The sequence below is a fragment of the Vibrio sp. THAF64 genome (genome assembly GCF_009363455.1).
GTDB classification, from domain to species: domain Bacteria; phylum Pseudomonadota; class Gammaproteobacteria; order Enterobacterales; family Vibrionaceae; genus Vibrio; species Vibrio coralliilyticus.
Genome location: NZ_CP045355.1, coordinates 2,661,641 through 2,684,424, shown reverse-complemented (window position 1 = coordinate 2,684,424; position 22,784 = coordinate 2,661,641). Strand labels below are relative to the sequence as shown.

23 protein-coding genes are annotated in these 22,784 nt (G+C 44.3%); 12 read left to right on the top strand and 11 right to left on the bottom strand.

Going from position 1 to position 22,784, the window contains the following annotated elements; all coding sequences use genetic code 11:
* Positions 1 to 217 precede the first annotated feature (217 nt).
* Together cysK and cysZ are read right to left on the bottom strand one after the other, a co-directional pair.
* A complete protein-coding gene (gene cysK / locus FIU99_RS12505) occupies positions 218 to 1,186 on the bottom strand; it encodes a cysteine synthase A (RefSeq protein ID WP_006957372.1) in 969 nt (322 codons plus the stop codon).
* A gap of 198 nt (positions 1,187 to 1,384) precedes the next feature.
* Positions 1,385 to 2,122, bottom strand: a complete 738-nt coding sequence (gene cysZ / locus FIU99_RS12500) for a sulfate transporter CysZ (protein WP_006957373.1) — start codon at positions 2,120 to 2,122, stop codon at positions 1,385 to 1,387.
* Positions 2,123 to 2,330: 208 nt separating this feature from the next.
* Here cysZ and zipA point away from each other — a divergent pair, with 208 nt between their 5' ends.
* The 4 genes from zipA (at position 2,331) to FIU99_RS12480 (ending at position 7,910) form a co-directional block, all read left to right on the top strand.
* A complete protein-coding gene (gene zipA / locus FIU99_RS12495) occupies positions 2,331 to 3,257 on the top strand; it encodes a cell division protein ZipA (RefSeq protein WP_152472298.1) in 927 nt (308 codons plus the stop codon).
* A gap of 158 nt (positions 3,258 to 3,415) precedes the next feature.
* The gene (ligA, locus tag FIU99_RS12490) at positions 3,416 to 5,425 is read left to right on the top strand and encodes an NAD-dependent DNA ligase LigA (protein ID WP_152472297.1); all 2,010 of its coding nucleotides are present in this window, start codon (positions 3,416 to 3,418) and stop codon (positions 5,423 to 5,425) included.
* Positions 5,426 to 5,921: 496 nt separating this feature from the next.
* Entirely contained in the window at positions 5,922 to 6,977 is a 1,056-nt protein-coding gene (locus FIU99_RS12485) for a porin (protein ID WP_006957376.1), read from the top strand.
* A gap of 132 nt (positions 6,978 to 7,109) precedes the next feature.
* Complete coding sequence (locus FIU99_RS12480) at positions 7,110 to 7,910, top strand: hypothetical protein (RefSeq protein ID WP_006957377.1); 801 nt, start codon at positions 7,110 to 7,112, stop codon at positions 7,908 to 7,910.
* A gap of 544 nt (positions 7,911 to 8,454) precedes the next feature.
* On the opposite strand, the gene FIU99_RS12475 is transcribed toward FIU99_RS12480, so the two are convergent.
* The 5 genes from FIU99_RS12475 to FIU99_RS12450 all read right to left on the bottom strand — a co-directional run bounded on the left by FIU99_RS12475 (position 8,455) and on the right by FIU99_RS12450 (position 12,923).
* Positions 8,455 to 8,907: an NfeD family protein gene (locus FIU99_RS12475; RefSeq protein WP_006957378.1), complete on the bottom strand. Its 453-nt coding sequence runs from the start codon at positions 8,905 to 8,907 to the stop codon at positions 8,455 to 8,457.
* An 8-nt stretch (positions 8,908 to 8,915) separates the two neighbouring features.
* Complete coding sequence (locus tag FIU99_RS12470) at positions 8,916 to 9,839, bottom strand: SPFH domain-containing protein (protein WP_006957379.1); 924 nt, start codon at positions 9,837 to 9,839, stop codon at positions 8,916 to 8,918.
* Between the two features lie 139 nt (positions 9,840 to 9,978).
* Entirely contained in the window at positions 9,979 to 10,833 is an 855-nt protein-coding gene (locus FIU99_RS12465; RefSeq protein ID WP_006957380.1) for a co-chaperone YbbN, read from the bottom strand.
* 302 nt (positions 10,834 to 11,135) lie between these two features.
* Positions 11,136 to 11,963: an SDR family oxidoreductase gene (locus tag FIU99_RS12455; RefSeq protein ID WP_152472296.1), complete on the bottom strand. Its 828-nt coding sequence runs from the start codon at positions 11,961 to 11,963 to the stop codon at positions 11,136 to 11,138.
* Positions 11,964 to 12,008: 45 nt separating this feature from the next.
* Positions 12,009 to 12,923, bottom strand: coding sequence for a TIGR01777 family oxidoreductase (locus FIU99_RS12450; RefSeq protein ID WP_006957382.1), 915 nt, complete (start codon positions 12,921 to 12,923; stop codon positions 12,009 to 12,011).
* 231 nt (positions 12,924 to 13,154) lie between these two features.
* On the opposite strand from FIU99_RS12450, the gene FIU99_RS12445 reads away from it, so the two are divergent.
* From FIU99_RS12445 to yfcE, 5 genes are read left to right on the top strand one after another with little or no spacing between them, the layout of a single operon-like run.
* Complete coding sequence (locus tag FIU99_RS12445; protein WP_021457029.1) at positions 13,155 to 13,889, top strand: DUF1538 domain-containing protein; 735 nt, start codon at positions 13,155 to 13,157, stop codon at positions 13,887 to 13,889.
* Positions 13,886 to 14,680, top strand: coding sequence for a DUF1538 domain-containing protein (locus FIU99_RS12440; RefSeq protein WP_039951155.1), 795 nt, complete (start codon positions 13,886 to 13,888; stop codon positions 14,678 to 14,680). The genes FIU99_RS12445 and FIU99_RS12440 overlap by 4 nt, the downstream gene beginning before the upstream one ends.
* Positions 14,670 to 15,020, top strand: coding sequence for a P-II family nitrogen regulator (locus FIU99_RS12435; protein WP_006957383.1), 351 nt, complete (start codon positions 14,670 to 14,672; stop codon positions 15,018 to 15,020). The genes FIU99_RS12440 and FIU99_RS12435 overlap by 11 nt, the downstream gene beginning before the upstream one ends.
* A complete protein-coding gene (locus tag FIU99_RS12430) occupies positions 15,017 to 15,421 on the top strand; it encodes a CBS domain-containing protein (RefSeq protein WP_006957384.1) in 405 nt (134 codons plus the stop codon). Before FIU99_RS12435 ends, FIU99_RS12430 begins: the two co-directional genes overlap by 4 nt.
* A 50-nt stretch (positions 15,422 to 15,471) precedes the next feature.
* Complete coding sequence (gene yfcE / locus FIU99_RS12425; RefSeq protein WP_006957385.1) at positions 15,472 to 16,017, top strand: phosphodiesterase; 546 nt, start codon at positions 15,472 to 15,474, stop codon at positions 16,015 to 16,017.
* A gap of 26 nt (positions 16,018 to 16,043) precedes the next feature.
* On the opposite strand, the gene FIU99_RS12420 is transcribed toward yfcE, so the two are convergent.
* From FIU99_RS12420 to FIU99_RS12405, 4 genes are read right to left on the bottom strand one after another with little or no spacing between them, the layout of a single operon-like run.
* Positions 16,044 to 16,322, bottom strand: coding sequence for a SelT/SelW/SelH family protein (locus FIU99_RS12420; RefSeq protein ID WP_006957386.1), 279 nt, complete (start codon positions 16,320 to 16,322; stop codon positions 16,044 to 16,046).
* 6 nt (positions 16,323 to 16,328) lie between these two features.
* Entirely contained in the window at positions 16,329 to 17,084 is a 756-nt protein-coding gene (locus FIU99_RS12415; protein ID WP_039951157.1) for a sulfite exporter TauE/SafE family protein, read from the bottom strand.
* Between the two features lie 49 nt (positions 17,085 to 17,133).
* Positions 17,134 to 17,649: a regulatory protein ToxS gene (locus tag FIU99_RS12410; RefSeq protein WP_006957388.1), complete on the bottom strand. Its 516-nt coding sequence runs from the start codon at positions 17,647 to 17,649 to the stop codon at positions 17,134 to 17,136.
* A gap of 10 nt (positions 17,650 to 17,659) precedes the next feature.
* Positions 17,660 to 18,526, bottom strand: a complete 867-nt coding sequence (locus FIU99_RS12405; protein ID WP_038510058.1) for a transcriptional regulator — start codon at positions 18,524 to 18,526, stop codon at positions 17,660 to 17,662.
* Positions 18,527 to 18,778: 252 nt separating this feature from the next.
* Here FIU99_RS12405 and htpG point away from each other — a divergent pair, with 252 nt between their 5' ends.
* The 3 genes from htpG (at position 18,779) to hemH (ending at position 22,735) form a co-directional block, all read left to right on the top strand.
* The gene (gene htpG, locus FIU99_RS12400) at positions 18,779 to 20,683 is read left to right on the top strand and encodes a molecular chaperone HtpG (RefSeq protein WP_006957390.1); all 1,905 of its coding nucleotides are present in this window, start codon (positions 18,779 to 18,781) and stop codon (positions 20,681 to 20,683) included.
* Positions 20,684 to 21,000: 317 nt separating this feature from the next.
* A complete protein-coding gene (gene adk, locus FIU99_RS12395; protein ID WP_006957391.1) occupies positions 21,001 to 21,645 on the top strand; it encodes an adenylate kinase in 645 nt (214 codons plus the stop codon).
* Positions 21,646 to 21,778: 133 nt separating this feature from the next.
* Positions 21,779 to 22,735 carry a ferrochelatase gene (hemH, locus tag FIU99_RS12390; RefSeq protein WP_006957392.1) on the top strand — a complete coding sequence of 319 codons (957 nt, stop codon included), beginning with the start codon at positions 21,779 to 21,781 and terminating at the stop codon, positions 22,733 to 22,735.
* Positions 22,736 to 22,784 lie beyond the last annotated feature (49 nt).

Below are 22,784 nucleotides of genomic sequence, written 5' to 3'. Positions count from 1 at the left end.
CACAATATTCATTTAGTGTCATAGTCGATACTGATTGCAAATTTTCCAGTCATGATTCCAATCTGTGCTGGATCTCATCACTGGGATAAATTCTTATTTAGCTTTTATTTTGAAGCTAAAAATAAAACTGCCCTGATATTACCAAAGGTGAGGCAGGGATCAACAAAAAAGCCCCATAAAGGGGCTTTTTTAGACTAAAAATTGATTTGGCAACGAATTACTGTTGGTTCTCTTTCTCTGTAAAGATGCCCGCAAACAGCGCTGTACTTAAGTAACGCTCACCTGAACTAGGAAGTACGGTTACGATAGTTTTTCCTTCAAATTCAGGTAGTTCTGCCAGTCTATTAGCAGCGACAACAGCCGCGCCAGAAGAGATACCTGCTAGAATACCTTCCTCTTCCATCAGTCTACGTGCCATTTCGATAGCTTCTTCAGAAGTGACTGACTCAACACGGTCCAAAAGCTCTAAATCTAAGTTACCAGGGATGAAGCCAGCGCCGATACCTTGAATTTTGTGTGGTGCAGGTTGGATTTCTTCGCCTGCAAGTGCCTGTGCAATGACAGGTGATTCTGCTGGCTCCACGGCAACAGAAACAATGTTCTTACCTTTCTCACCCTTAATGTATCGGCTTGTACCTGTAATAGTACCGCCTGTACCCACACCAGCAACGAATACGTCAACTTCGCCATCAGTTGCTTCCCAGATCTCAGGACCTGTGGTTTTTTCGTGAATCTGAGGGTTGGCTGGGTTGTTGAATTGCTGAAGAAGTAGATATTTGTCTGGGTTAGCCGCAACAATTTCTTCTGCTTTAGCGATTGCGCCCTTCATGCCTTTTGCTGCTTCTGTTAGCTCAAGGTTTGCACCTAGCGCTTTTAGCAGTTTACGGCGTTCTAGGCTCATAGACTCGGGCATCGTTAATGTAAGTTTGTAACCACGAGCAGCTGCAACGAATGCAAGAGCAATACCTGTATTACCACTGGTTGGTTCAACAAGCTCTACGCCTGGTTTCAACGTACCAGCTTTTTCAGCTTCCCAAATCATGTTGGCACCGATACGGCATTTAACACTGAAGCTTGGGTTACGAGCTTCAATTTTCGCCAATACTTTACCTTTACTGACCTTGTTCAGGCGTACCAGTGGTGTGTTGCCGATGGTAAGAGAGTTATCTTCGTAGATTTTGCTCATGTCGTGATCCTTCATCTGTTAAAAGCTAATTTGTCTCTGAAAAACCGAGAGCGATTAGCTGGTAATCTGTGTGCTCATTATAGAGTTCGTGGATAGAAGAGTAGGCTAGCTAAAAATTCTAGAGAAGGATTAAAAAGTTATAACTTATTAGAATGGGATGAAGTGCATGTTATTCATCTAACATGCACTATTTGTTACTCAACGTTTGAACTCAGCAACCCAAATGGCTGTCGCACCACAGACTGCAACGGGCATCACGATAAGGTTTAAGATCGGGATGGTAGTAAAGATGGCCACCAACGCTCCAAAGCTGTAAGCCTTGCCTTGTTTTTGTTTCAAACTGTTACGCATTTCGTTAAATGGCACTTTGTGATTGTCAAAAGGGTAATCGCAATACTGAACGGCCAGCATCCAAGCGGTGAACCCAAACCAAAGAATTGGCCCAAGCGTCTGACCCAAAGCGGGAATCAGAAGCAAAATGAACAGGCCGATAGCTTTTGGCAAAACATAAAGTAGCTTTTTCCATTCGCGAGCAAGAATACGAGGAGTGTCTTTGACTACGGCTAACATCCCATCGTCGTTAACGGCTTTACCTGTCAGATGCTCTTCTACTTTTTCGGCCAATAGACCGTTAAATGGTGCGGCAACGAAATTAGCCAGCGTACTAAAGAAGTAGGAGAAGGTGGCAAGTATGGTCAGGACCAGCAAAGGCCACAATATGTAACTTAACCAGGAAAGAAATCCGGGTAGTTGCCCCATTAACTGCTCTATCCAAACATCTAAGTGTGAAAACAGATAAAACAGCGCACCACCCACAAGCAAGACATTTGCTAATAAAGGAAGCAGAACAAATTGACGGATACCGGGCTTGACTGCGAGTTCAAGTCCGTAGAAGAAGTAACCAAAACCGGATCGTTGTTGTATGTTTGAATTCATAAGCCCTGACTGTTGGTGGTGTAAAATCGAACGCTTTTTATCTTAACAAGAAAAAAGCGTGTTCAAAATCACAACATTGCGTGAACTTCTCACATTAAGTTGTTCTAAAACAGGGGAGAGTTTTGGTAGAGTTACTTATAGAAAGGTTTAACCAAATTCGATAAGTTGGTTTACGGACTAGGTATATCGAGTAATTTGAGAGCGAAAAATGCAGGAATTGCGATTTGTACTCATAATTGTCGGAGCTTTAGCAATAGCAGCGCTATTGTTCCACGGTTTATGGACAAGCAAAAAAGAAGGAAAGGCCAAGTTTGGCAGTAAGCCTCTTCGTAAATTGAATGCCGATAAAGAGGATGATCCTGAGGCGATGCCAGAACGTGCATTTGCACCCGAAGACGATTTTGAAATCATTCGTAAAGAGCGCAAAGAACCCGATTTCGCTGAAGAGAAACTCACAGCCGATCCATTGATCGATGGTTATGTTGAGCCAGACGTTGATCTTGAGCCTCAATCTCAGCCTGAGTTGCCTTCTGAGAACGTTGAGCAAAAGGTGATCGAAGAGCCTGATCTAGACGTGCCATCAATTTCTACCAAAGCGCTGGATGAGATTGAAGCGAGCGTGGAAACAGTTGTAGCCTCAGAGCCAGAAGACACAGAACCTTTGCCGGGAATCAACGAGCCAGTTGAGCCTGAAGCCACCGTTGCTGAGCCGGAAATGCAAGTGATTGTGCTTAACGTCCATTGTGCTGGAAGCGAGCCGTTTGTTGGAACTAAGTTGTTTGATAGCATGCAGCAAAATGGCCTGCTTTATGGAGAAATGGACATCTTCCATCGTCATTCAGATCTATCCGGAACAGGCAAGGTGTTGTTTAGCGTCGCTAATATGATGCAACCTGGTACGCTTGAGCATGCAGACCCAGCAGAATTTACAACCAAAGGTATTTCATTCTTTATGACGCTACCTTGTTATGGTGACCCAGAGCAGAACTTTAAGTTGATGCTAAAAACAGCTCAGCAGATTGCAGATGATTTAGGTGCGAACGTCCTCGATGACGCTCGTAACTTAATGACGCCAAATCGTCTGGATGCGTACCGAGCGCAAATTCAGAGTTTTAAAACAGCAGAATCTGCGTAAGCTACCCATAATTCATTCAAGGCTCCGAATCCGGAGCCTTTCTTTTTTTGAACAAGGTATAGTTGCGAACCAGACAAAGCCTGTTCATACTCCTGCAAACTATGATCCCGACATCGATACGATATCGGTCGTTAAAACGATTAAGTACAGAGTTAGTTATGTCACAAGAGATTCAAGAAAGACTCAATCAATTACGCGAGACGCTCCATTACCACGGAGTTAAGTACTATGTAGAAGACAATCCTGAGGTTCCTGATGCGGAATATGATCGTCTGATGCGTGAGTTATTGGAACTTGAGGCAGAGCATCCAGATTTGGTGAGTATTGATTCTCCAAGTCAGCGAGTCGGTGGGCAGCCACTTGACGGATTTCAATCGGTGGCGCATGAAATTCCGATGCTGTCTCTGGACAACGCTTTCGATGACGAAGAGCTAGAAAGCTTCCATAAGCGTATGTCTGATCGTATTCCAACGGCAGAATTCAATGTATTTTGTTGTGAACCTAAGCTAGATGGCTTAGCCGTTAGCTTATTATATGAAAATGGCATCTTAGTTCAGGCTGCAACTCGTGGTGACGGTACTACTGGTGAGAACATTACTGAGAATGTTCGTACTATCAAATCGATCCCGCTGAAGTTGAGTGGTCAAGGCTGGCCGCAACGTATTGAGGTACGTGGTGAAGTCTTTATGCCAAAAGAAGGCTTCGACAAGTTGAACCAACAAGCCCAGAAAAAGGGTGAGAAAGTCTTTGTCAACCCACGCAACGCAGCAGCAGGAAGTCTGCGTCAGTTGGATTCCCGTATTACTGCCACACGTCCTCTTAGCTTCTACGCATACAGCGTTGGTGTTGTGGAAGGAAATGCATTGTCTGACAGCCACTATGAGCGCTTTCTGCAACTGAAAGGCTGGGGGCTGCCAATGTGCCCTGAAACCCGTCGAGTTGCTAATTTGACCGAAGTTAAAGCTTATTATCAGGACATTCTAGAGCGTCGAGAAGCCTTACCTTATGAAATCGATGGGGTTGTGATTAAAGTCGACGATATTGCGTTACAAGAACAGTTAGGCTTTGTTGCTAGAGCACCACGATGGGCGATTGCTTACAAGTTTCCTGCGCAAGAAGAGATCACCTTGCTTAATGATGTTGAGTTCCAAGTCGGACGGACTGGAGCGATTACACCTGTTGCCAAACTGGAACCCGTGTTTGTTGGCGGTGTGACAGTAAGTAACGCAACATTGCACAATGCGGATGAAATTGAACGCCTTGGTGTGAAAGTTGGCGATAGCGTCATCATTCGTCGCGCAGGAGATGTAATTCCACAAATTGTTTCTGTGATTGAAGAGCGTCGACCAGATAATGCTCGCGACATCGTATTCCCTGAGCGGTGCCCTGTGTGTAGCTCAGAAGTGGAGCGTGTTGAAGGTGAAGCGGTTGCTCGTTGCTCTGGCGGTTTAGTGTGTCAGGCGCAACGCAAGGAAGCCCTTAAACACTTTGTGTCGCGCAAAGCTCTTGATGTTGACGGACTTGGAGAGAAGGTGATTGAACAGCTAGTGGATCGTGAGATGGTCGAAACACCAGCAGACTTATTCAAGCTATCTGCAGGGGTAATAACTGTCCTAGATCGTATGGGCCCGAAATCGGCGCAGAATATTGTTGATGCATTAAACCAAGCTAAGTTGACAACACTACCTCGATTCCTCTACTCCCTTGGCATTCGAGAAGTCGGCGAAGCCACAGCAGCGAATCTCGCTCAGCACTTTAAAACTCTGGATGCAGTAAAAGCTGCTAATCACGAACAGCTCATTGAGGTCTCTGATATTGGTGACATTGTTGCGAGCCATGTTATTGCTTTCTTTGCACAGGATAAAAACCAACAAGTCATCCAAGATCTTCTCGACCAAGGGATAGAATGGCCTGAGATTGAAGAGCAGAGTGAAGACACTCCCCAGCCGTTAGCTGGAAAAACGGTGGTTCTTACGGGCTCCTTGTCACAGTTATCTAGAAATGATGCGAAATCTGCACTGCAGGCGCTAGGTGCGAAAGTAACGGGTAGTGTGAGCAAAAAAACAGACATTTTATTTGCTGGTGAAAATGCAGGCTCTAAACTAGCAAAAGCACAAGAGCTAGGTATAGAAATCAAAACAGAGCAGGACTTAGTCGATCTGATCTAAATCTAGTTACAATAGTAGAAAGGCCACCCATATGGGTGGTTTTTTTTTGCGGTAAAAATACTGATGTTTTTAACGGTTGTAGAGACCAAAATTAATGCAGTGATCAAGATCTTATAACTGAGAAAGTTCCCTTTTTCATTATTTTTATGCGAGTCACTTCAAAGTTAATTTATCTGTTTTTATGTTTAAGTTTTTGATTTCTAATGATTATTTTGTTTTTATCTTAATTGTTATTAGGGTAGGTGGATCTTGATCACTATGTTTAGAAAAATTTGTAGCTGGTCATATTTTTTTATTTAGAAATTAAGTTCTGATTGATGTTTTTTGTCGCGAAGTTAGTCTTAAAGCCATGGATACACCGGGTGTATGCAGAATTAGAAAGTGAGGAATTAATGATTAATCTTTTGCTTTCGTCATAGGAAATGATTCTCCCTTCGGCGGCCAACTTAAGGTGAGAACAACAAAAACAGCTATATCCATTTTTAGGAGTTTTTCCATGGAAAAAATGTTCAAACGCACTCTTCTTGGTGCAGCAGTGGCGATGGTTTCTACAGGTGCATTAGCAGCTGAATCATCTCAGGTTGGTATTATCTCTGACTTCAATGTCCAAGCTTACGGTGTGGCAGCGATCTCGATCGTAAACTACGACTCTGAAGAGACGAAAGCAGGTGTTACTAAAGATACTGGTACCGGCTATGACTACGAAAACGAATCACGTATTGGTTTCCGTGCTAGCAAAGATATGTACGAGAACGTAAATGTTTTCATGCAGATTGAATCTGGCTACGTTGGTGAAAATGGCGATGGCGCATCACTGGGTAACCGTGATACTTTCCTTGGCCTAAAAGGCGATTGGGGTAAAGTGCGCTTTGGTCGTATGCTGACACCTATGTATGAAGTAATTGACTGGCCTTACGCGAACCCTGGTTTAGGTGCTGTATGGGACTGGGGCGGTGATGTTAAATACAACCGTGACCGTCATGGTGATATGGCTCGCTACGATTCGGTTGATTACAACGGTTTCACTTTCAATCTGGCAACTGGTCGTGGTGATGCAAGCGTAAAAGACAACTACTTCTACGGTGCAGCCGCGCACTATCGTCTGAATGACAGCCTAACTTTCCATGCTGCGCTGGAAACTGAAACGGATCGTCAAACTGATGCAGATGCTGGTACTCTGGCTGATACGTTTGGTTACCTAGTCGGCTTTGAAGCGTCTCTTCCTGCAGGCTTTGGTATTTCTGGAGCATATAAAGCTGGTGAGTCTGATGAGCAAGGTGGTGCAAAATCGGAACAGGCTTCATACTCTGTTATCGGTCAATACTGGACTGGACCATGGGGCTTCAAGCTAGGTTACGCAGCCAATATGGATTCAGAAACTGCAGGTGTTAAAACAAACAACGAAGATAGTGTTGTATCTGGTCAGTTAATGTATGTTCACAATGGTTTCGTACCATACGTGCGTATTGCACAGCGTGATATCCTTTCTTCAGATGGTTTAACAAACACAGAAACATTTGTTGTTCGTGTTGGTCTAGAGTACGGTTTCTAAGAGTTTTCCAATTTGTTCTTAATAAAATGCGCTGGCCCTTGTTGGCCAGCGTTTGTTGTATTGAGAGGTAGAGCCTGAAGATAAAGGGTAATTCGAATAGTATATAACGGAGTAATTTCCAGGGTGGTTTATATGAAGAAAATTATTTTAGCGTCACTTCCTTTATTGATGGTAGGTTGTACCACACTAGATTCAACGAGCGATTTTACTGATGTTGTAAAACGAGTTGAATCTAAACAGAACTATCAAATTATTGTTGGTAAATCACTAACGCCGAATGCACTTGAAGTGAATGGTAGTCAGTTGGTGAAGTCATCACTAGAGTTGAATTATGTAACTCCAACACAGAAAAAAAATGTACCAGATTCCTTTATTAAAATGGAATTGCAGTACTTTAAAAACTATAACGAATTTAAAACAGTAAAGGTTGAAGGTAGCAATAAAGAGGTTGCTCTAAAGCCTTACGCTGCATCAGCGGAAACCTGTAGTGATGTATGTACTCAAACTCAGTATGTCAGATTTCCAGTGTCTAGCCAGCTTCTCGCACAGCAGCCGTATCAAGATCTTAAATTTGATGTAACCGCTTCAAATGCTAATAACATTACTTTCTCTATCCCTTCAGGTTACATTGAAGCGATTGTGAACAGTGCCAATTCTAATGTAGATCCGGCTGTGGTAGCTGCTCCTGTTGCTGCCGCGACTCCTGTAGCTCACAGCTCGTCTTCAAAAGCGATAGAGATGACACAATATTGGTTTGAGCAAACGCCAAAAGAACAACGTGATGATCTATTGAGCTGGGCGGTTGAAAATCGCAACTCAACCAAACTGACGCTTACAACTGATTCCAAGCAACAAGAAATGTTTGGTTACTGGTATGGAAAAGCAACGAAAGAAGAAAGAAAAGCAGTCATTAAACAACTGCTAGAATTATAAAAAGAGAAGGAGCCGAAAAGGCTCCTTTTTTCATCTCATTACCGTACCATCGCTATTTTCACATATAACTATTGGCATACGTTCAACTACCCCTGAGCTTAATTCACATTTCACTATTGGGCCCGAAGCAGTGCTTCCTACGGGTGATTGTGCTGCTACCGAAAAACTAAAAATAAGACTACATGCTAACGCAACGAAATATTTCATAATAAACACCTCACTAAAGATCCCATTAAAGAGATATTTATCAGTATGTCGCTTAACGATAAAAGATCAAAAAAAAGTTTAGTTATTTAAAATTTTCTTTAATAAATAACTCTTACTTTTTGTGAGAAACTAATTAATAACTAAATGATATGGTTAGAATGTTATTTTGTTTGAAATGAGAAGATTGATTTTGATTAATGCTATTTGTCGGTATAAATAGCAACTTAATTCAAGACAATAATGCGTTAAGTATTTGAATACTATCACTTGTTACTTCAAGGGAAGTGTTTCTAGAAGAAAAAAGGCTCTTTGTTAAGCAAAGAGCCTGAGATAGAGATTATTTTTTTTCTTCTATAGTGAGAATAATACCGTTCACTTGAGTTATTTCTACGAGTGTACCTGCGGGTATCGCGTGTTCAGTTTGCGCTGACCAAGTGGTATCCCCCACTTTTATGCGATGCTTTCCTGGCGCTAGGTTTTCTTCAACCAGAACTGTCTGGCCAATGAGTTGTTTCTGCTTCTGGTTTAAGTCTCGGTTTAGGTCGTCGGAGGAGTCCTTCTTAAATTGTCGTCTCCACCATAGCCAGGTTGTCATGAGTGAAAATACACTAAAAGCAATCCACTGCAGTTGCCAGCTCATCGGAAGTAAAGTAAGTAGTAGGCCTACGATTAAAGCCGACAAACCCAGCCAAAGAAAGTAACCAGCAGTACCAAGCAGTTCCACAGCCAGTAAAGCTAGCCCGAAGGCAAGCCAGTGCCAATAATTGAGAGAATCTAGTAGTTCGAACAAGAGCACCTCTATTTATTCTGATCGGATTTATGCTTGAACATTTCTGCGATACCAGCCACGGAACCCATCAGTCCTGATGCCTCAAGTGGTAGCATGATAATCTTGCCATTTTCGGCTTGGCCAATCGCTCGTAATGCGTCCGTATAGCCTTGGGCAATGAAGTAATTCACAGCTTGCATGTCACCTTGGGCAATTGCTTCCGATACCATAGTTGTTGCTCTCGCTTCGGCTTCAGCTGCTCGTTCACGAGCTTCTGCTTGAAGTATCGCGGCTTGCTTATCACCTTCCGCTTTCAAAATTTCAGATTGCTTCTGACCTTCTGCTCTTAAGATTTCTGCCTGACGGATACCTTCAGCTTCTAAGATCTCAGCACGCTTGTTACGTTCTGCTTTCATTTGAGCATTCATGGCAGCGGTTAGATCCGTTGGTGGTTGCACATCTTTGATTTCAATACGTGTTACTTTCACACCCCAAGGGTTGGTTGCTTCATCGACAATAGACAGCAACTTGCTGTTGATCATATCACGTTGACTCAGCATCTCATCAAGCTCCATAGAGCCTAAGACGGTACGGATATTAGTCAGTGTCAGGTTGCGAATGGCGTGCTCTAGGTCGTTAACTTCGTACGCGGCTTTGGCTGCATCGACGACTTGAACAAAACAGACGGCATCAATAGTGACGTTAGCATTGTCTTTAGAAATGACTTCCTGAGCGGGGATGTCTAACACGCGCTCCATCATATTGATTTTATGACCTATACCGTCAATAAAAGGAATGATGATGTTCAAACCTGGTTTCAGAGTCAGGGTGTAGCGGCCAAAACGTTCGACGGTCCAGTGGTTACCCTGAGGTACAGTCTTGACCCCTGCCATGATGAACGCGATAGCGACAATGAGAAAAATGCCGATGGTAATGAGAGAGTCGATAGCCATATCTGAGTCCTTGTATAAGTTATTATGTCGATTGTTGCTTAATTCATGTGGCAGCACAATGACATAAATGAGAACCAGTGCTAAATTCGCGCAAAATTAAAGCCGGACATGCCGGCTTTAAAGGTGATTTGAGGGAAGGTTAATAGAGTACAGAGTAGAGCTGTCGACGATACTTCGCGGCAATTGGGTTTCCCTGACCTAGTGCTGCGAGAATATCCATAAAGTGCTTTTTCATGTCGCCATCAAGAGCATTTAAATCACTGCGTAAGAAGGTCCATAGTAATTCGAGTGCTTCTTCGTCACGATTAACTTGATGGTAGCTCAGTGCGAGTTCTGCGGCGTTCTTGGCATCCGCTGGATTTTCTTTCAACGTATTCTCAAGAGACTGGATTTCAGGGCTGTTCGCCGCTTGATCGTGTAGCTCCAGTTTTGCCACTAAGCCTTTGTAGTAGTTGTCCTGATATTCCATAGGGATGGTATCTAACAAGGCTTTAGCCTGATCAAAGCTTTGAGTTTCTAGTAAGCAATCTGCTAAAGCGAGCTTTACGTCGCCTTTCTGTTTTAGCTCATCTGGCAATGCCTGAAGAAGTGCTAAAGCCTGAGCATGCTGGCCTGATTGAAGAAATTCTACAGCTTGTTTTAGATTAAGCTCATCTTGGCTCGGTAGATGTTTGGCAAGCATAGCTTGAATTGCAGGGAGCTCTTGAGGACCGCCTAAGCCATCGACAGGTTGACCATTCACAAACAATGCAATGGTGGGCAGAGCTTGTACACCAAACTGGCTTGCGATCATCTGCTCCTGTTCGCAGTTGAGCAATGCCAGTGTGAACGCTCCATTATATTGTTGAGCAAGATTTTGCAGCTCGGGAATAATTTGAGTGCTTTCTTGGCTCATTGGGGCCCAGAAATGAATAAGTACGGGCGTTTGCATTGAGCCTTCCAGTACTTGACGGAAGTTCTGTTCGCTCAGTTCCACAATAAAAGGAGATTGCATCTGGTGATTCCTTGCAAAGAGTTGGATACAACAAACATATGGGCGGTTGCTATAGATATCAAGGGAATAGCAGATACAAAAACACCGCTTGTGAAAGCGGTGTGATTGCTGCCTAATGCAAGCGAAGGTGTTTATAAAACGATAAACAAAGTTAGCGCAACACCCACACTTAGCCAGTTTAACTGGTTTAATGTCATGTCTTTTACCGAATGCAACGCTTAAATGAGGTCATGAAGTGAACAACTTCAGGGTGTAAGTTAGCGTCTTATTGTTACGAAAAAATTACACTCGGTGATTTATTTTTAAGCAGCGCGTCGCAAAATACCATCCAATAATCGGCTAGGCAGTAACCGTTTTAACACGGCAAACACTTTGGTTGGTGTGGTGACTCTGTAGCGAATTTTAGGTTTGTCTGATTCTAATGCGTGTAGAAGAGGCGCAATACAAGATTCAGCTGGTAAAACGAAGGAGTTGTTAGAAGACTCCTTTTCTAATCGCTGTAATTGATTTTGGTATTGCTGATGATGGACGCTGTCTTTGATATCAATCCACTTTAGAAAAGCTTGGAGTGCATTTTTTCTGAATTCAGTCTCAATTGGCCCCGGCTCTATTAGGCTGATGTGAATGTCGCTGCTATGCAGTTCTAATCTAAGTGTGTCTGTCCAGCCTTCAAGCGCAAACTTGGAAGCGTTATACGCACCTCTATATTTCATCGCTGCAAAGCCAAGAACGGAACTGTTCTGAACAATTCTGCCGTGCCCATTCTGGCGCATAACCGGCAAAATTTCGCATACTAGCTGATGCCAGCCAAAGAAATTGGTTTCAAATTGTTCTCTTAAAGCTTGAGTGGGAAGGTCCTCCAAAGCACCCGGCTGACCATAAGCCCCATTGTTAAATAGAGCATCAAGCTTGCCGTTCGTCAGTTTTAGTGTCTGTTTAACGCCGCTTGAAATGCTATCGCTATCAGCCAGATCTAGCTGTATACACGTTAGCCCTTCGTTGCGCAGACGTTCAACATCATCAGTATGTCGACATGACGCAATGACTTGATAGCCTTTTTGGTTGAGTGCGTGCGCACAAACGTAACCAATACCAGTCGAGCAACCAGTGATGAGTATAGATTTAGACATGAGATCCTTTCTTCTAGCGCAACGGAGATAGCTTAGAGTAAAAGATTATTCATGATGTTGTAATAGATTTTTCAGAGCGGGCTCTAATCGGGAGTAACTGAAACGAAACCCGAGCTCCGTAAGCTTTTTGGGTTTAGCTCGAATACTATCAAACAGCAATACTGAACTTTCCCCCATAGCTAAACGCAGAGCCCATTTTGGGGTAAACAAGAGGTGAGGACGTTTGAGTGACTTCGCCAATGTTTGGCTAAACTGCTTGTTGGTCACAGGGTGAGGTGCACATAAGTTGAATTCTCCATGGGCATGCTCGGTCTCGAGTAAATAGACAATACCGCGAACCATGTCCAGCATGTGTATCCACGGCATGTATTGTCGGCCATTGCCGATTGGCCCACCTAGGCCAAGCTTGTAAGGCAGCAGCATCTTATCCAGTGCTCCACCGTCTTGCCCTAGCACGACTCCCGTTCTGAGTATGCATACTCGAGTGGATTCGGAACGAGCTCGATTAGCGATCTGCTCCCACTTTGCGCAAACATGATGAGGAAACCCTTCATTATGAACGTGCAGTCCTTCGTCGAAGGGGTGATCCTGCTGGTCGCCATAGTACCCAACTGCAGAACCGCTTATAAACACAGAGGGAGGAGATGTGCTCGCATGGATCAAATCAACGATTTTTTCTGTGGTAGCCCAACGGCTTTTACAAATGGCTTCTTTTTGTTTCTTATTCCAGCGTTTGTCAGCGATGGGCTCGCCCGCTAGATTAACGATGGCATCGAATTCATTGAGGTCATGGTACTGCTCTAAGTCTGATAGGTAGGTGATGTTACCTAAATCAGCATGGTTGACGGCCGCTTTTGCTTTGGCGGGAGAGCGGGTGAGCAGAACGACTTCGTACGTTGTGAAGTGCTTCAGCAATTCCCTGCCAATAAAACCTGTGCCACCAGTGAGTAGTACTTTCATTTCGCTCTCCTTTGCTCCTCCATAAATGCCAGATTACTCAGGTGGTATTTATGGTAATTCTAGTAATTATAGCGAGTTAGCAGCTATTAGGATCATTGATTATGCAAAACTAATGATTATCACAAAATTAACATTTTGTTACTTTTGTTGGCCATCCCGCTATGCGAGTCACATCAACTGTGCAATCCATTTGTCATCATAAACAAGTACTTCACGGATAAAGAGGTTTCTATGCAGGCAATTACTGCGCTGCTAAAAGCGTTCTTGGGCAGCATGCGGGATCTGTTGCCAATTGTTGCCGTAATTGCTTTTTTTCAGCTGGTGGTGCTGCAAGAGCCGCTGCCCAATATGTTATCGATATTGTTCGGTCTAATGTTGGTTGTCATGGGGTTGACGTTTTTTATCTTCGGGTTGGAGATGGGGCTGTTTCCGATTGGTGAGTCCATGGCACAGGCGTTTGCTAGAAAGGGCAGCGTTTTCTGGTTGATGATCTTCGCGTTTTGTTTGGGGTTTGGTACCACGGTAGCTGAACCCGCCCTCACTGCTGTAGCCGATGAAGCAGCAGAAGTTGCGGCTGAAGGGGGGATGATTGCTTCTGGAGAAGTGGCGAAGGACGACTATGCTAATGGTTTGCGCTACACCGTCGCCTTATCGGTAGGGATAGCCATCATGCTTGGGGTACTCCGTATTCTTAAAGGGTGGTCGATTCAGTACATGATTATCGGCGGATACATCGGGGTTGTCGTACTGACCATGTTTGCACCAGATGCCATTATTGGTGTGGCATACGATTCTGGCGGCGTGACCACATCAACCATCACAGTCCCTTTGGTGACAGCTCTCGGCGTTGGTCTTGCATCGGCCATTAAAGGTCGCAATCCGATGATAGATGGTTTCGGGTTAATCGCCTTTGCGTCCTTGTTACCTATGATGTTTGTGATGGTTTATGGAATGGTGGTGGCATGATTGAATGGTCGCACTTTGTTGACACTTTCCTTGGCACTATTAGCGATGTCATCCCTATCGCATCTATTATTTTCGGCTTTCAGTTTACAGTATTACGCCGCCCAGTAACGAATCTACCCAAAGTATTGCTTGGGTTCGGGTACGTGATTCTTGGTTTATCTTTGTTCCTTATCGGTTTAGAGCTGGCGTTGTTCCCACTCGGGGAAACGATGGCGACCCAATTGACGGCCCCTGCCTTTTTACAAGAATTCAGAACCAGCGTATCGGGCGCTATTGGGTGGCAGGATTACTACTGGGTGTATTTATTCGCCTTCTGTATTGGCTTTAGTACGACAATTGCTGAGCCTTCTCTGATTGCTGTCGCTATTAAGGCTAACCAAGTGTCGGGTGGCTCTATCAGTGTGAACGGCCTACGCATCGCCGTGGCGTTGGGAGTAGCAATTGGCATCTCTTTGGGGAGTTATCGGATCGTTGTTGGCGATCCAATCCATTACTACATTATCGCTGGTTACATTGTGGTCGTTATACAGACCTTTTACGCTCCCAAGTTAATTGTCCCGCTGGCCTACGATTCTGGCGGCGTCACGACATCCACAGTCACCGTGCCTTTGGTCGCCGCCTTAGGGTTAGGGCTTGCTTCTACCGTTCCAGGAAGAAACCCAATGATTGATGGTTTTGGCCTGATTGCCTTTGCCAGTTTGTTCCCGATGATTTCTGTTATGGGTTATGCCCAAATCACTCGTTGGCTCAACAAAGAGTCGACGAAGGAGGATAGTGAAAATGCGCTTTAAATTGATACTGGCTTTTGTCGAAGACAGTAAAACTGAAACGGTACTGGATGCGGCCAGGAGTGCAGGTGCAACAGGCGCTACCGTGATCAATCACGCCAGAGGGGAAGGCCTAAATAAGAAGCGCACCTTTTTTGGTCTGACCCTAGAAGTGCAAAAAGACGTATTGCTGTTCGTTGTCGAAGAGCACCTTTCTCGTCATATTCTTGAAACCATCAGTGAGGTTGGAGAATTTGATCAGGAGTCTGGGCAGGGAATAGCGGTACAGATCGACATTGAAGATGCAGTCGGCGTTGCTCATCAGGTGGAAAAACTAACCAAAGTAGTAGAGGACGAATTATGAGCAGTCATGAAAAAATCCGTGTACGTGATGTGATGGCGAGTACTTACGTCATGATTGATGGCCTGACAACCGTCAGAGAAGGTATTCAGCTAGCTCGCAGCCATGAAGTGAAAGCTTTGGTTGTGAACAAACGGAATGAAGACGATGAGTTCGGTCTGGTGCTAATGAATGACATTGCGAAAAAAGTGCTGGCAAAGAATCGCTCGCCTGATCGGATCAATATTTATGAGATTATGACAAAACCAGCATTATCGGTGGATCCTGATATGAATGTGAAATACTGCGCTCGTTTATTCGAACGCTTTGGTATCAGTCGAGCTCCTGTGATTGAAGATGGTCAGGTTATAGGGATGGTAAGCTACAACAATATTGTGATTAATGGCATGGCGAGAGATGACTAAACATCGTTGAGTCCGTAAAATAGCCTCAGTTATTTTGAGGAAATGATGTCATGAAATTGTTTTTTGCCTCAGACTTGCATGGCAGTTTGCCTGCAACCGAGAAAGTACTTGCGCAGTTCGACCAATCTGGCGCTGAGACTATAGTTTTATTGGGCGATATTCTTAATCACGGGCCGCGCAATCCGGTACCAGAAGGTTACAACCCTCCAGCAGTCGCGGAACGACTCAATCAATATGCGCAGAAGATTATTGCTGTTAGAGGTAATTGTGACAGCGAAGTTGATCAGATGCTGCTCTCTTTTCCTATGATGATGGATTACGCATGGGTGTTGCTCGAGAGCGGCCATCGCTTGTTTGTTACTCATGGTCATCTGTATAACACGGACAAACGTCCTCCTTTAAAGCGTGGGGACGTGATTACACATGGTCATACCCATGTGCCTGCTGCGCAGTGGCAAGGGGAACAAGTCATCTTTAACCCAGGCTCAGTGACGTTCCCACGTAATGGTTTTGAACCTAGTTTCGGTGTCTATGAAGAAGGAGAGCTAAAAGTGGTGACCTTCGATAATCAGGTGCTAGCCTCGATTCAACTATAAAAAATGCCCGCTAAAACGGGCATTTTTTACTTAGTATCAGAATGGCCAAGGTCCCTTTCTGGATCTATGATATCTCGGACTTTCTGTTTCAGTACTTTCGCTTCTGGGAAGCCACCATCACGCTTTCTTTCCCAAATAAGAAGACCATTGCAATGAATCTCAAAACGACCGCCTGTATCGGGATGCAAGGAGACGGTTTCGAGCTCTTCACTGAAAGTATGTAGCAGCTCCTGAGATAACCATGTAGATCGCAACATCCAATTGCATTGGCGACAGTAATAAATATCGATTTTTGCTTTGTCCATAAACACTCACAGTAATAACTTGATGCCGACCGCAAAGGTCAGCAATTCAAAACAAACCTTAATAACCTGATTACTATAACGAGTGCTCAGGTAAGCTCCTAGTCCTCCGCCAAGGAAGGAACCGAGCAATAAAATAGGTAGCCATGGCCAGTAAATTGGGGCGCCTGCTTGTGCCACCGCAGCACCGCCAATACCGTTCCAAAATAGCCCGACGCAAATCATTGTTAACGCGACAGCCTGCTTATAGCTATAACCAAACCAGCGAACTAAGAAGATAGTCACTAATAGCCCAGAGCCCGCCGTGAGAGAGCCATTCATTATCCCAATTAGAATCAGGCCCAGCCCGCCGAATATCCAACCTAGCGTATGACGATTGGTTGGAAGTTCTTGCTGGCCCAATTGTCGTTTGAAGCGAGAGTAGATACCGATAGCTAGAATCATCAGCCCCAATAACGTTTCGGCCAGCTTCTCGGGAATCATCAACACGATATTGGCGCCGATGATGACGCCGATACTGCCTACCGTAATCACATACAGAGCGACTTTGAAGTCTATCGTTTTTTGCTTAATGTGCGTGAAAGCTGCACCAATACCAAGCGCGACGCTGGCGACCTTGTGAGTTGCAAGCGCAACGGAAAATGGTAGGCCGAAGAAAATGAGCAACGGGAATTGCAAAAGTCCAGCACCCCCGCCAGACAAGGAAGCAAGCGTATTTGAGATAAATGAGCCGATCAATAGCCCAATTGAGTGAATCCAATCCATGATGAGTAAGATAAAATTAGGGGAGCATCATGCTCCCCTTAGGTAGAAATTAGTTAGAGAAAAGTACCGTAGAGCCGTGACTTAAGCTCGTTAGAAGTAATGTTTTCTCATTCACAATGTCTATTCGGCGGCTCTGTTGAGCATCCATCTTAAAGATCTGAGTGATGAGTTTTAGCTGATCGGCAGTGAAGTCTTTGCTTTGTGCTGAAGAAACGTCTTTGAACTCGATAGGTGAGACCAGCAGGTAGTTATCACTGATATCCCATTCGCCCGTTTCAGAGATGTTGATGACGTTTTCACTTTCTGCATTGTTAGCATACAGACGAACAGTAGCAACTCGAATGTAGCTACCGTTAGGTAGGTACTTCACGTTAGAGGTGACATCTACTTTGCGAAGCGGGCCAACTGACTCTTCTTGAAGGCTGTCTGTAATTACTGTCACCATTTTTGACTGCCATTCCTTCGCGGTCAGCACTTGCTCAACTTTTAGATCACTGCCCCAGTATAGCCAGCCACTGAACAGAGCTGACAGAACAAGTAACCCAGCTGCGATTTTCTGATTCATGTCGTTATTCCTATTGGCAAACTTTACTGAGGTCTTGTTGTTCAGCAAAAATACGAACGGTGATGTTTTCACCAGAGTTGTCTAGTGAATGAATGTAGTTCAGTACTAACTGATTGTTCTGGCCACCAGTCGCGATTACTTCGACGGGAGCGACGGTTGCATGAGCGGCATTGTAACGTTTCACACATTGCTCAATTGATGGGTACCACTCACTGAGATCAGGATGATTAATCGGCGTTTTCACCGGAGTATTATCGTAAACCGCAACCTGGCGGAATTTTGATTCTGCAGGGTTGGTAAATAGTACAACGCACAAAGGGATAAGCAGTGCCAAAACCAACATAATACGCATAGCCCATCTTGATTGAGGCTTAACTTGCTTTGCGACGCTTGGTGCTGATTTTGTTTCCGTAACGGTCGACTTAAGTGGGCTGACTTCGTCTACATGAGAGTCTGTAGGTAGTTCAACCGAAACATCTTCTGCTTCAAGTGCTTCCTCTTCCGCTACTGAAGTGTCTCCACTCATAAATGGGGTTGCACGTTCTACATTACAAATAAGTTGATAGCCGCGCTTAGGTACTGTTTTGACATATTGAGGAGACTTGGTTGAGTCTTGAAGCTGCTTGCGTAATGTCGAAATCGCCTGAGTTAGGCTGGAGTCATCGACTTCAAAGCCTTGTTCTCGCCAGACGAAGTCATGCAGTTCGTTGCGGGATACGATGTCATTGGGTTTTTCTGACAGTAAAAGAAGGATGCGACTTTCATTGCTTCCCAGACGAATGACTTCATTGTCGTTTGATTTGTCCACCAGAGAGTTCGTATTGGGGTCAAAAGTGAATCTGTTAGCAAGATTGAACTTAGTGCCTATGTTACTCATTGGATATGACCATTATTGTTGTATAGATTTCATCAGATGCGCGCAAAAATCCCTATATCAGGGAGGTGACGTTTAGTTTTTTTGATTTTTTGAGGTGCAAGAATAGTCAAAATAAGATCAAAAAAACACTGTTTTTATGATTTTTGACCTTGAATTTACAATTGTCACCCTCATGTTAACTTGCAGATTATCTCAGTATCGCCCCCGTTGACAATGCGGAGGCTTGATAAATATAGATGTTACGGAGCTATCATGAGCGATACAGCAACACAAAACAAAGAAACTCGTGGCTTTCAATCTGAAGTAAAACAGCTACTTCACTTAATGATTCATTCTCTTTATTCCAATAAAGAGATCTTTTTGCGTGAACTGATTTCGAACGCATCTGATGCTTCAGATAAGTTACGTTTTCAGGCGCTATCTAATCCTAATTTATATCAAGGCGATGCTGAATTAGGTGTAAAACTTTCATTTGATGAAGCGTCAAATACCCTAACTATTTCTGATAACGGCATTGGTATGAGCCGTGATGATGTGATCGAGCATTTGGGTACGATTGCAAAATCAGGTACAGCCGAATTTTTCTCAAAGCTGTCGGAAGACCAATCTAAAGACTCTCAACTGATTGGTCAGTTTGGTGTTGGTTTCTACTCTGCATTTATAGTTGCCGATGCAGTAACAGTTCGTACTCGTGCTGCTGGCCTGTCAGCTGATGAAGCAGTTCAGTGGCATTCTGCTGGTGAAGGTGAATACACCATCGAGACAATCTCAAAAGAATCTCGTGGTACTGATATCGTTCTTCACATGCGCGATGAAGGTAAAGAGTTCCTAAACGAGTGGCGCTTGCGTGAAGTGATCAGCAAGTACTCGGATCACATTGGCATCCCTGTTGCCATTCAGACTGCCGAGCGCGACGAAGAAGGTAAAGAAACAGGTGAGAAGAAGTGGGAGCAAATCAACAAAGCTCAAGCACTTTGGACACGCAACAAATCTGATATCTCTGAAGAAGAGTATCAAGAGTTCTACAAACACGTTTCTCACGACTTCGCTGATCCACTGGTGTGGAGCCACAACCGTGTTGAAGGTAAGAACGATTACACCAGCTTACTGTATATCCCAGCAAAAGCGCCTTGGGACATGATGAACCGTGACCACAAATCGGGTCTCAAACTGTACGTTCAGCGTGTATTTATCATGGACGACGCTGAGCAATTCATGCCTTCTTACCTGCGTTTCGTTCGTGGCTTAATTGATTCAAACGATCTGCCATTGAACGTGTCACGTGAAATTCTACAAGACAACAAAGTGACGCAATCTCTGCGCAACGCTTGTACTAAGCGTGTTCTTACGATGCTTGAGCGCATGGCGAAAAATGACGAAGAGAAGTATCAGTCATTCTGGAAAGAGTTTGGTCTGGTTCTAAAAGAGGGCCCTGCAGAAGACATGAGCAACAAAGAAAAAGTTGCTGGTTTGCTGCGTTTTGCTTCTACAGAAGTGGATTCCTCGGAGCAAACGGTCGGTTTAGCCTCTTACGTTGAGCGTATGAAGGAAGGTCAGGACAAGATTTACTACCTGACAGCAGATAGCTACGCTGCTGCGAAGAACAGCCCCCACTTGGAGCAGTTCAAAGCAAAAGGCATCGAAGTCATTCTGATGTTTGATCGTATCGATGAGTGGTTGATGAACTACCTAACAGAGTTTGATGGTAAGCAGTTCCAGTCGATCACTAAAGCAGGCCTTGACCTCAGCAAGTTTGAGAACGAAGAAGAAAAAGAAAAGCAGAAAGAAACGGAAGAAGAGTTTAAGTCTGTTGTTGAACGTACGAAGGACTACTTAGGCGAACGCGTAAAAGAAGTACGTACTACGTTCAAGCTAGCTTCAACTCCAGCGGTTGTTGTGACCGATGATTTTGAAATGGGTACACAAATGGCGAAGCTGCTTGAAGCCGCTGGTCAGGCTGCACCTGAAGTGAAGTACATCTTCGAAATCAATCCAGAACACCAGCTTGTCAAACGCATGGCAGACGAAGCCGATGAAGAAGCGTTTGGTCGTTGGGTCGAAGTGCTTCTTGGTCAGGCAATGCTAGCTGAGCGTGGTTCGATGGAAGACCCGTCTCAATTTGTAGGCGCCATCAACTCGCTTTTGACTAAGGGCTAATAGTCAAACGGTAACAAAAAGCTCGCATTATGCGGGCTTTTTGATTTATTTGCGCTTATCGTGAATAAAACAACGTAAGTTTACAGCTTAATGTGAGTGTTTAAGCATTCTTTAGTCGTAAGCTGCGCTACGCGAACAGATTGTGTGATAGAATGCAATCTTGAAACAAAGTGAGCAGGCGTGTAATGTGCACGCCTGTTTTATTGTCAATTGAAAGAACAGTTATACCGAAACTTACCGTGAGCTAAGGCTGTTGTTTGTTATGAACACCATAGTGAGCTTCGGTATAAATCATCATTATCTTAAGAGGATTCAACATGCGCATCATTCTTCTAGGTGCTCCAGGTGCAGGTAAAGGCACACAAGCAAATTTCATCATGGAAAAATACGGTGTTCCGCAAATCTCTACTGGTGACATGCTACGTGCTGCTATCAAGGCAGGTACAGAGCTTGGTAAACAAGCTAAAGCTGTTATCGATGCTGGTCAGCTAGTTTCTGATGAAATTATCCTAGGTCTAATCAAAGAGCGCATTGCTCAAGATGACTGTGAAAAAGGTTTCCTACTAGATGGTTTCCCGCGCACGATTCCTCAGGCTGATGGTCTGAAAGAAATGGGCGTTGATGTCGATTACGTTATTGAATTTGACGTTGCTGATGACGTTATCGTTGAACGCATGGCTGGTCGTCGTGCTCACCTACCTTCTGGCCGTACTTACCACGTAGTGTACAACCCGCCGAAAGTTGAAGGCAAAGACGACGTAACAGGTGAAGACCTGGTTGTGCGTGATGACGACAAAGAAGAAACTGTTCGTGCTCGTCTAGGTGTTTATCATGAGCAAACTGCACCGCTTATCGACTACTACGGTAAAGAAGCGGCAGCAGGTAACACCAAGTACCTTAAGTTCGATGGTACTAAACAAGTTGCCGAAGTTAGCGCTGATATTGAGAAAGCACTGGCTTAATTTTGCTAACGGCAGAATTTAAAAGTTTGATATAGTTGAAGCGACCCAGATGGGTCGCTTTTTTTATCGCTACATATTGATCGATAAAGAAGTTTCCAACGTAAAGCCTCTTTTAAAGTGTCGACAGGGTCCTATGCAAAACAATAAAAAACAGGGTGTGCTACTGGTTAACCTAGGTACACCAGATGCACCTACAGCTCCTGAAGTAAAGCGTTTTCTCAGCCAGTTCTTGCATGACCAACGTGTTGTGGATATGACACGTTGGTTATGGTGTCCGATCCTACATGGCGTCATTTTGCCTATTCGCTCACCCAAAGTTGCCAAGTTGTATGAGAGTGTTTGGATGGAAGAAGGCTCTCCTCTTATGGTTTACTCTAAGCGCCAAGCTGAGAAACTGGCTAAATCGATCGATATCCCAGTCGAACTTGGCATGACTTATGGTAATCCGAGTCTTCAGTCTGGGATGGAATCCTTGATAGAAAAGGGTGTGGAAGAGGTGATTGTATTGCCACTTTACCCACAATACTCGGGAACAACCACTGCCGCAGTTTCTGATGGTTTAACCAAAGCATTTAAAAATATTCCGGTGATGCCAGGGTATAAAATGCTCCGCGATTATCATGACCATCCAACTTACATTAAAGCGTTGGCAGAGAGTGTAAGGCGTTCTTGGGCAGAAAAAGGACGTGGTGACTATTTACTGTGTTCGTACCATGGTATTCCTCAGCGTTACGCAGATAACGGGGATATATATCCCAAGCATTGTGAGGCAACCACAGAGTTATTAAGATTGGAATTAGGCTTGAACAAAGAGCAGATTGGAATGACCTATCAATCCCGCTTCGGTCGTGAAGAATGGCTGCAACCCTACACGGATAAAACCCTGGAAAAGTTGCCTGAAAAAGGTATCAAGAAGCTGGATATCATGACGCCCGCCTTTTCTTCGGACTGCCTTGAGACTTTGGAAGAGATTTCGGAAGAATGCAGAGACGTATTTCTTGAGCAAGGAGGAGAAGTCTTTAACTTCATTCCATGTTTAAACGATGATGATCTCCATATTCAGATGATGGTTGAACTTATTGGTCGCTAGGCAGCTCAGTTTGATTAGAAAATCCACCTCACGAGGTGGATTTTTTGTG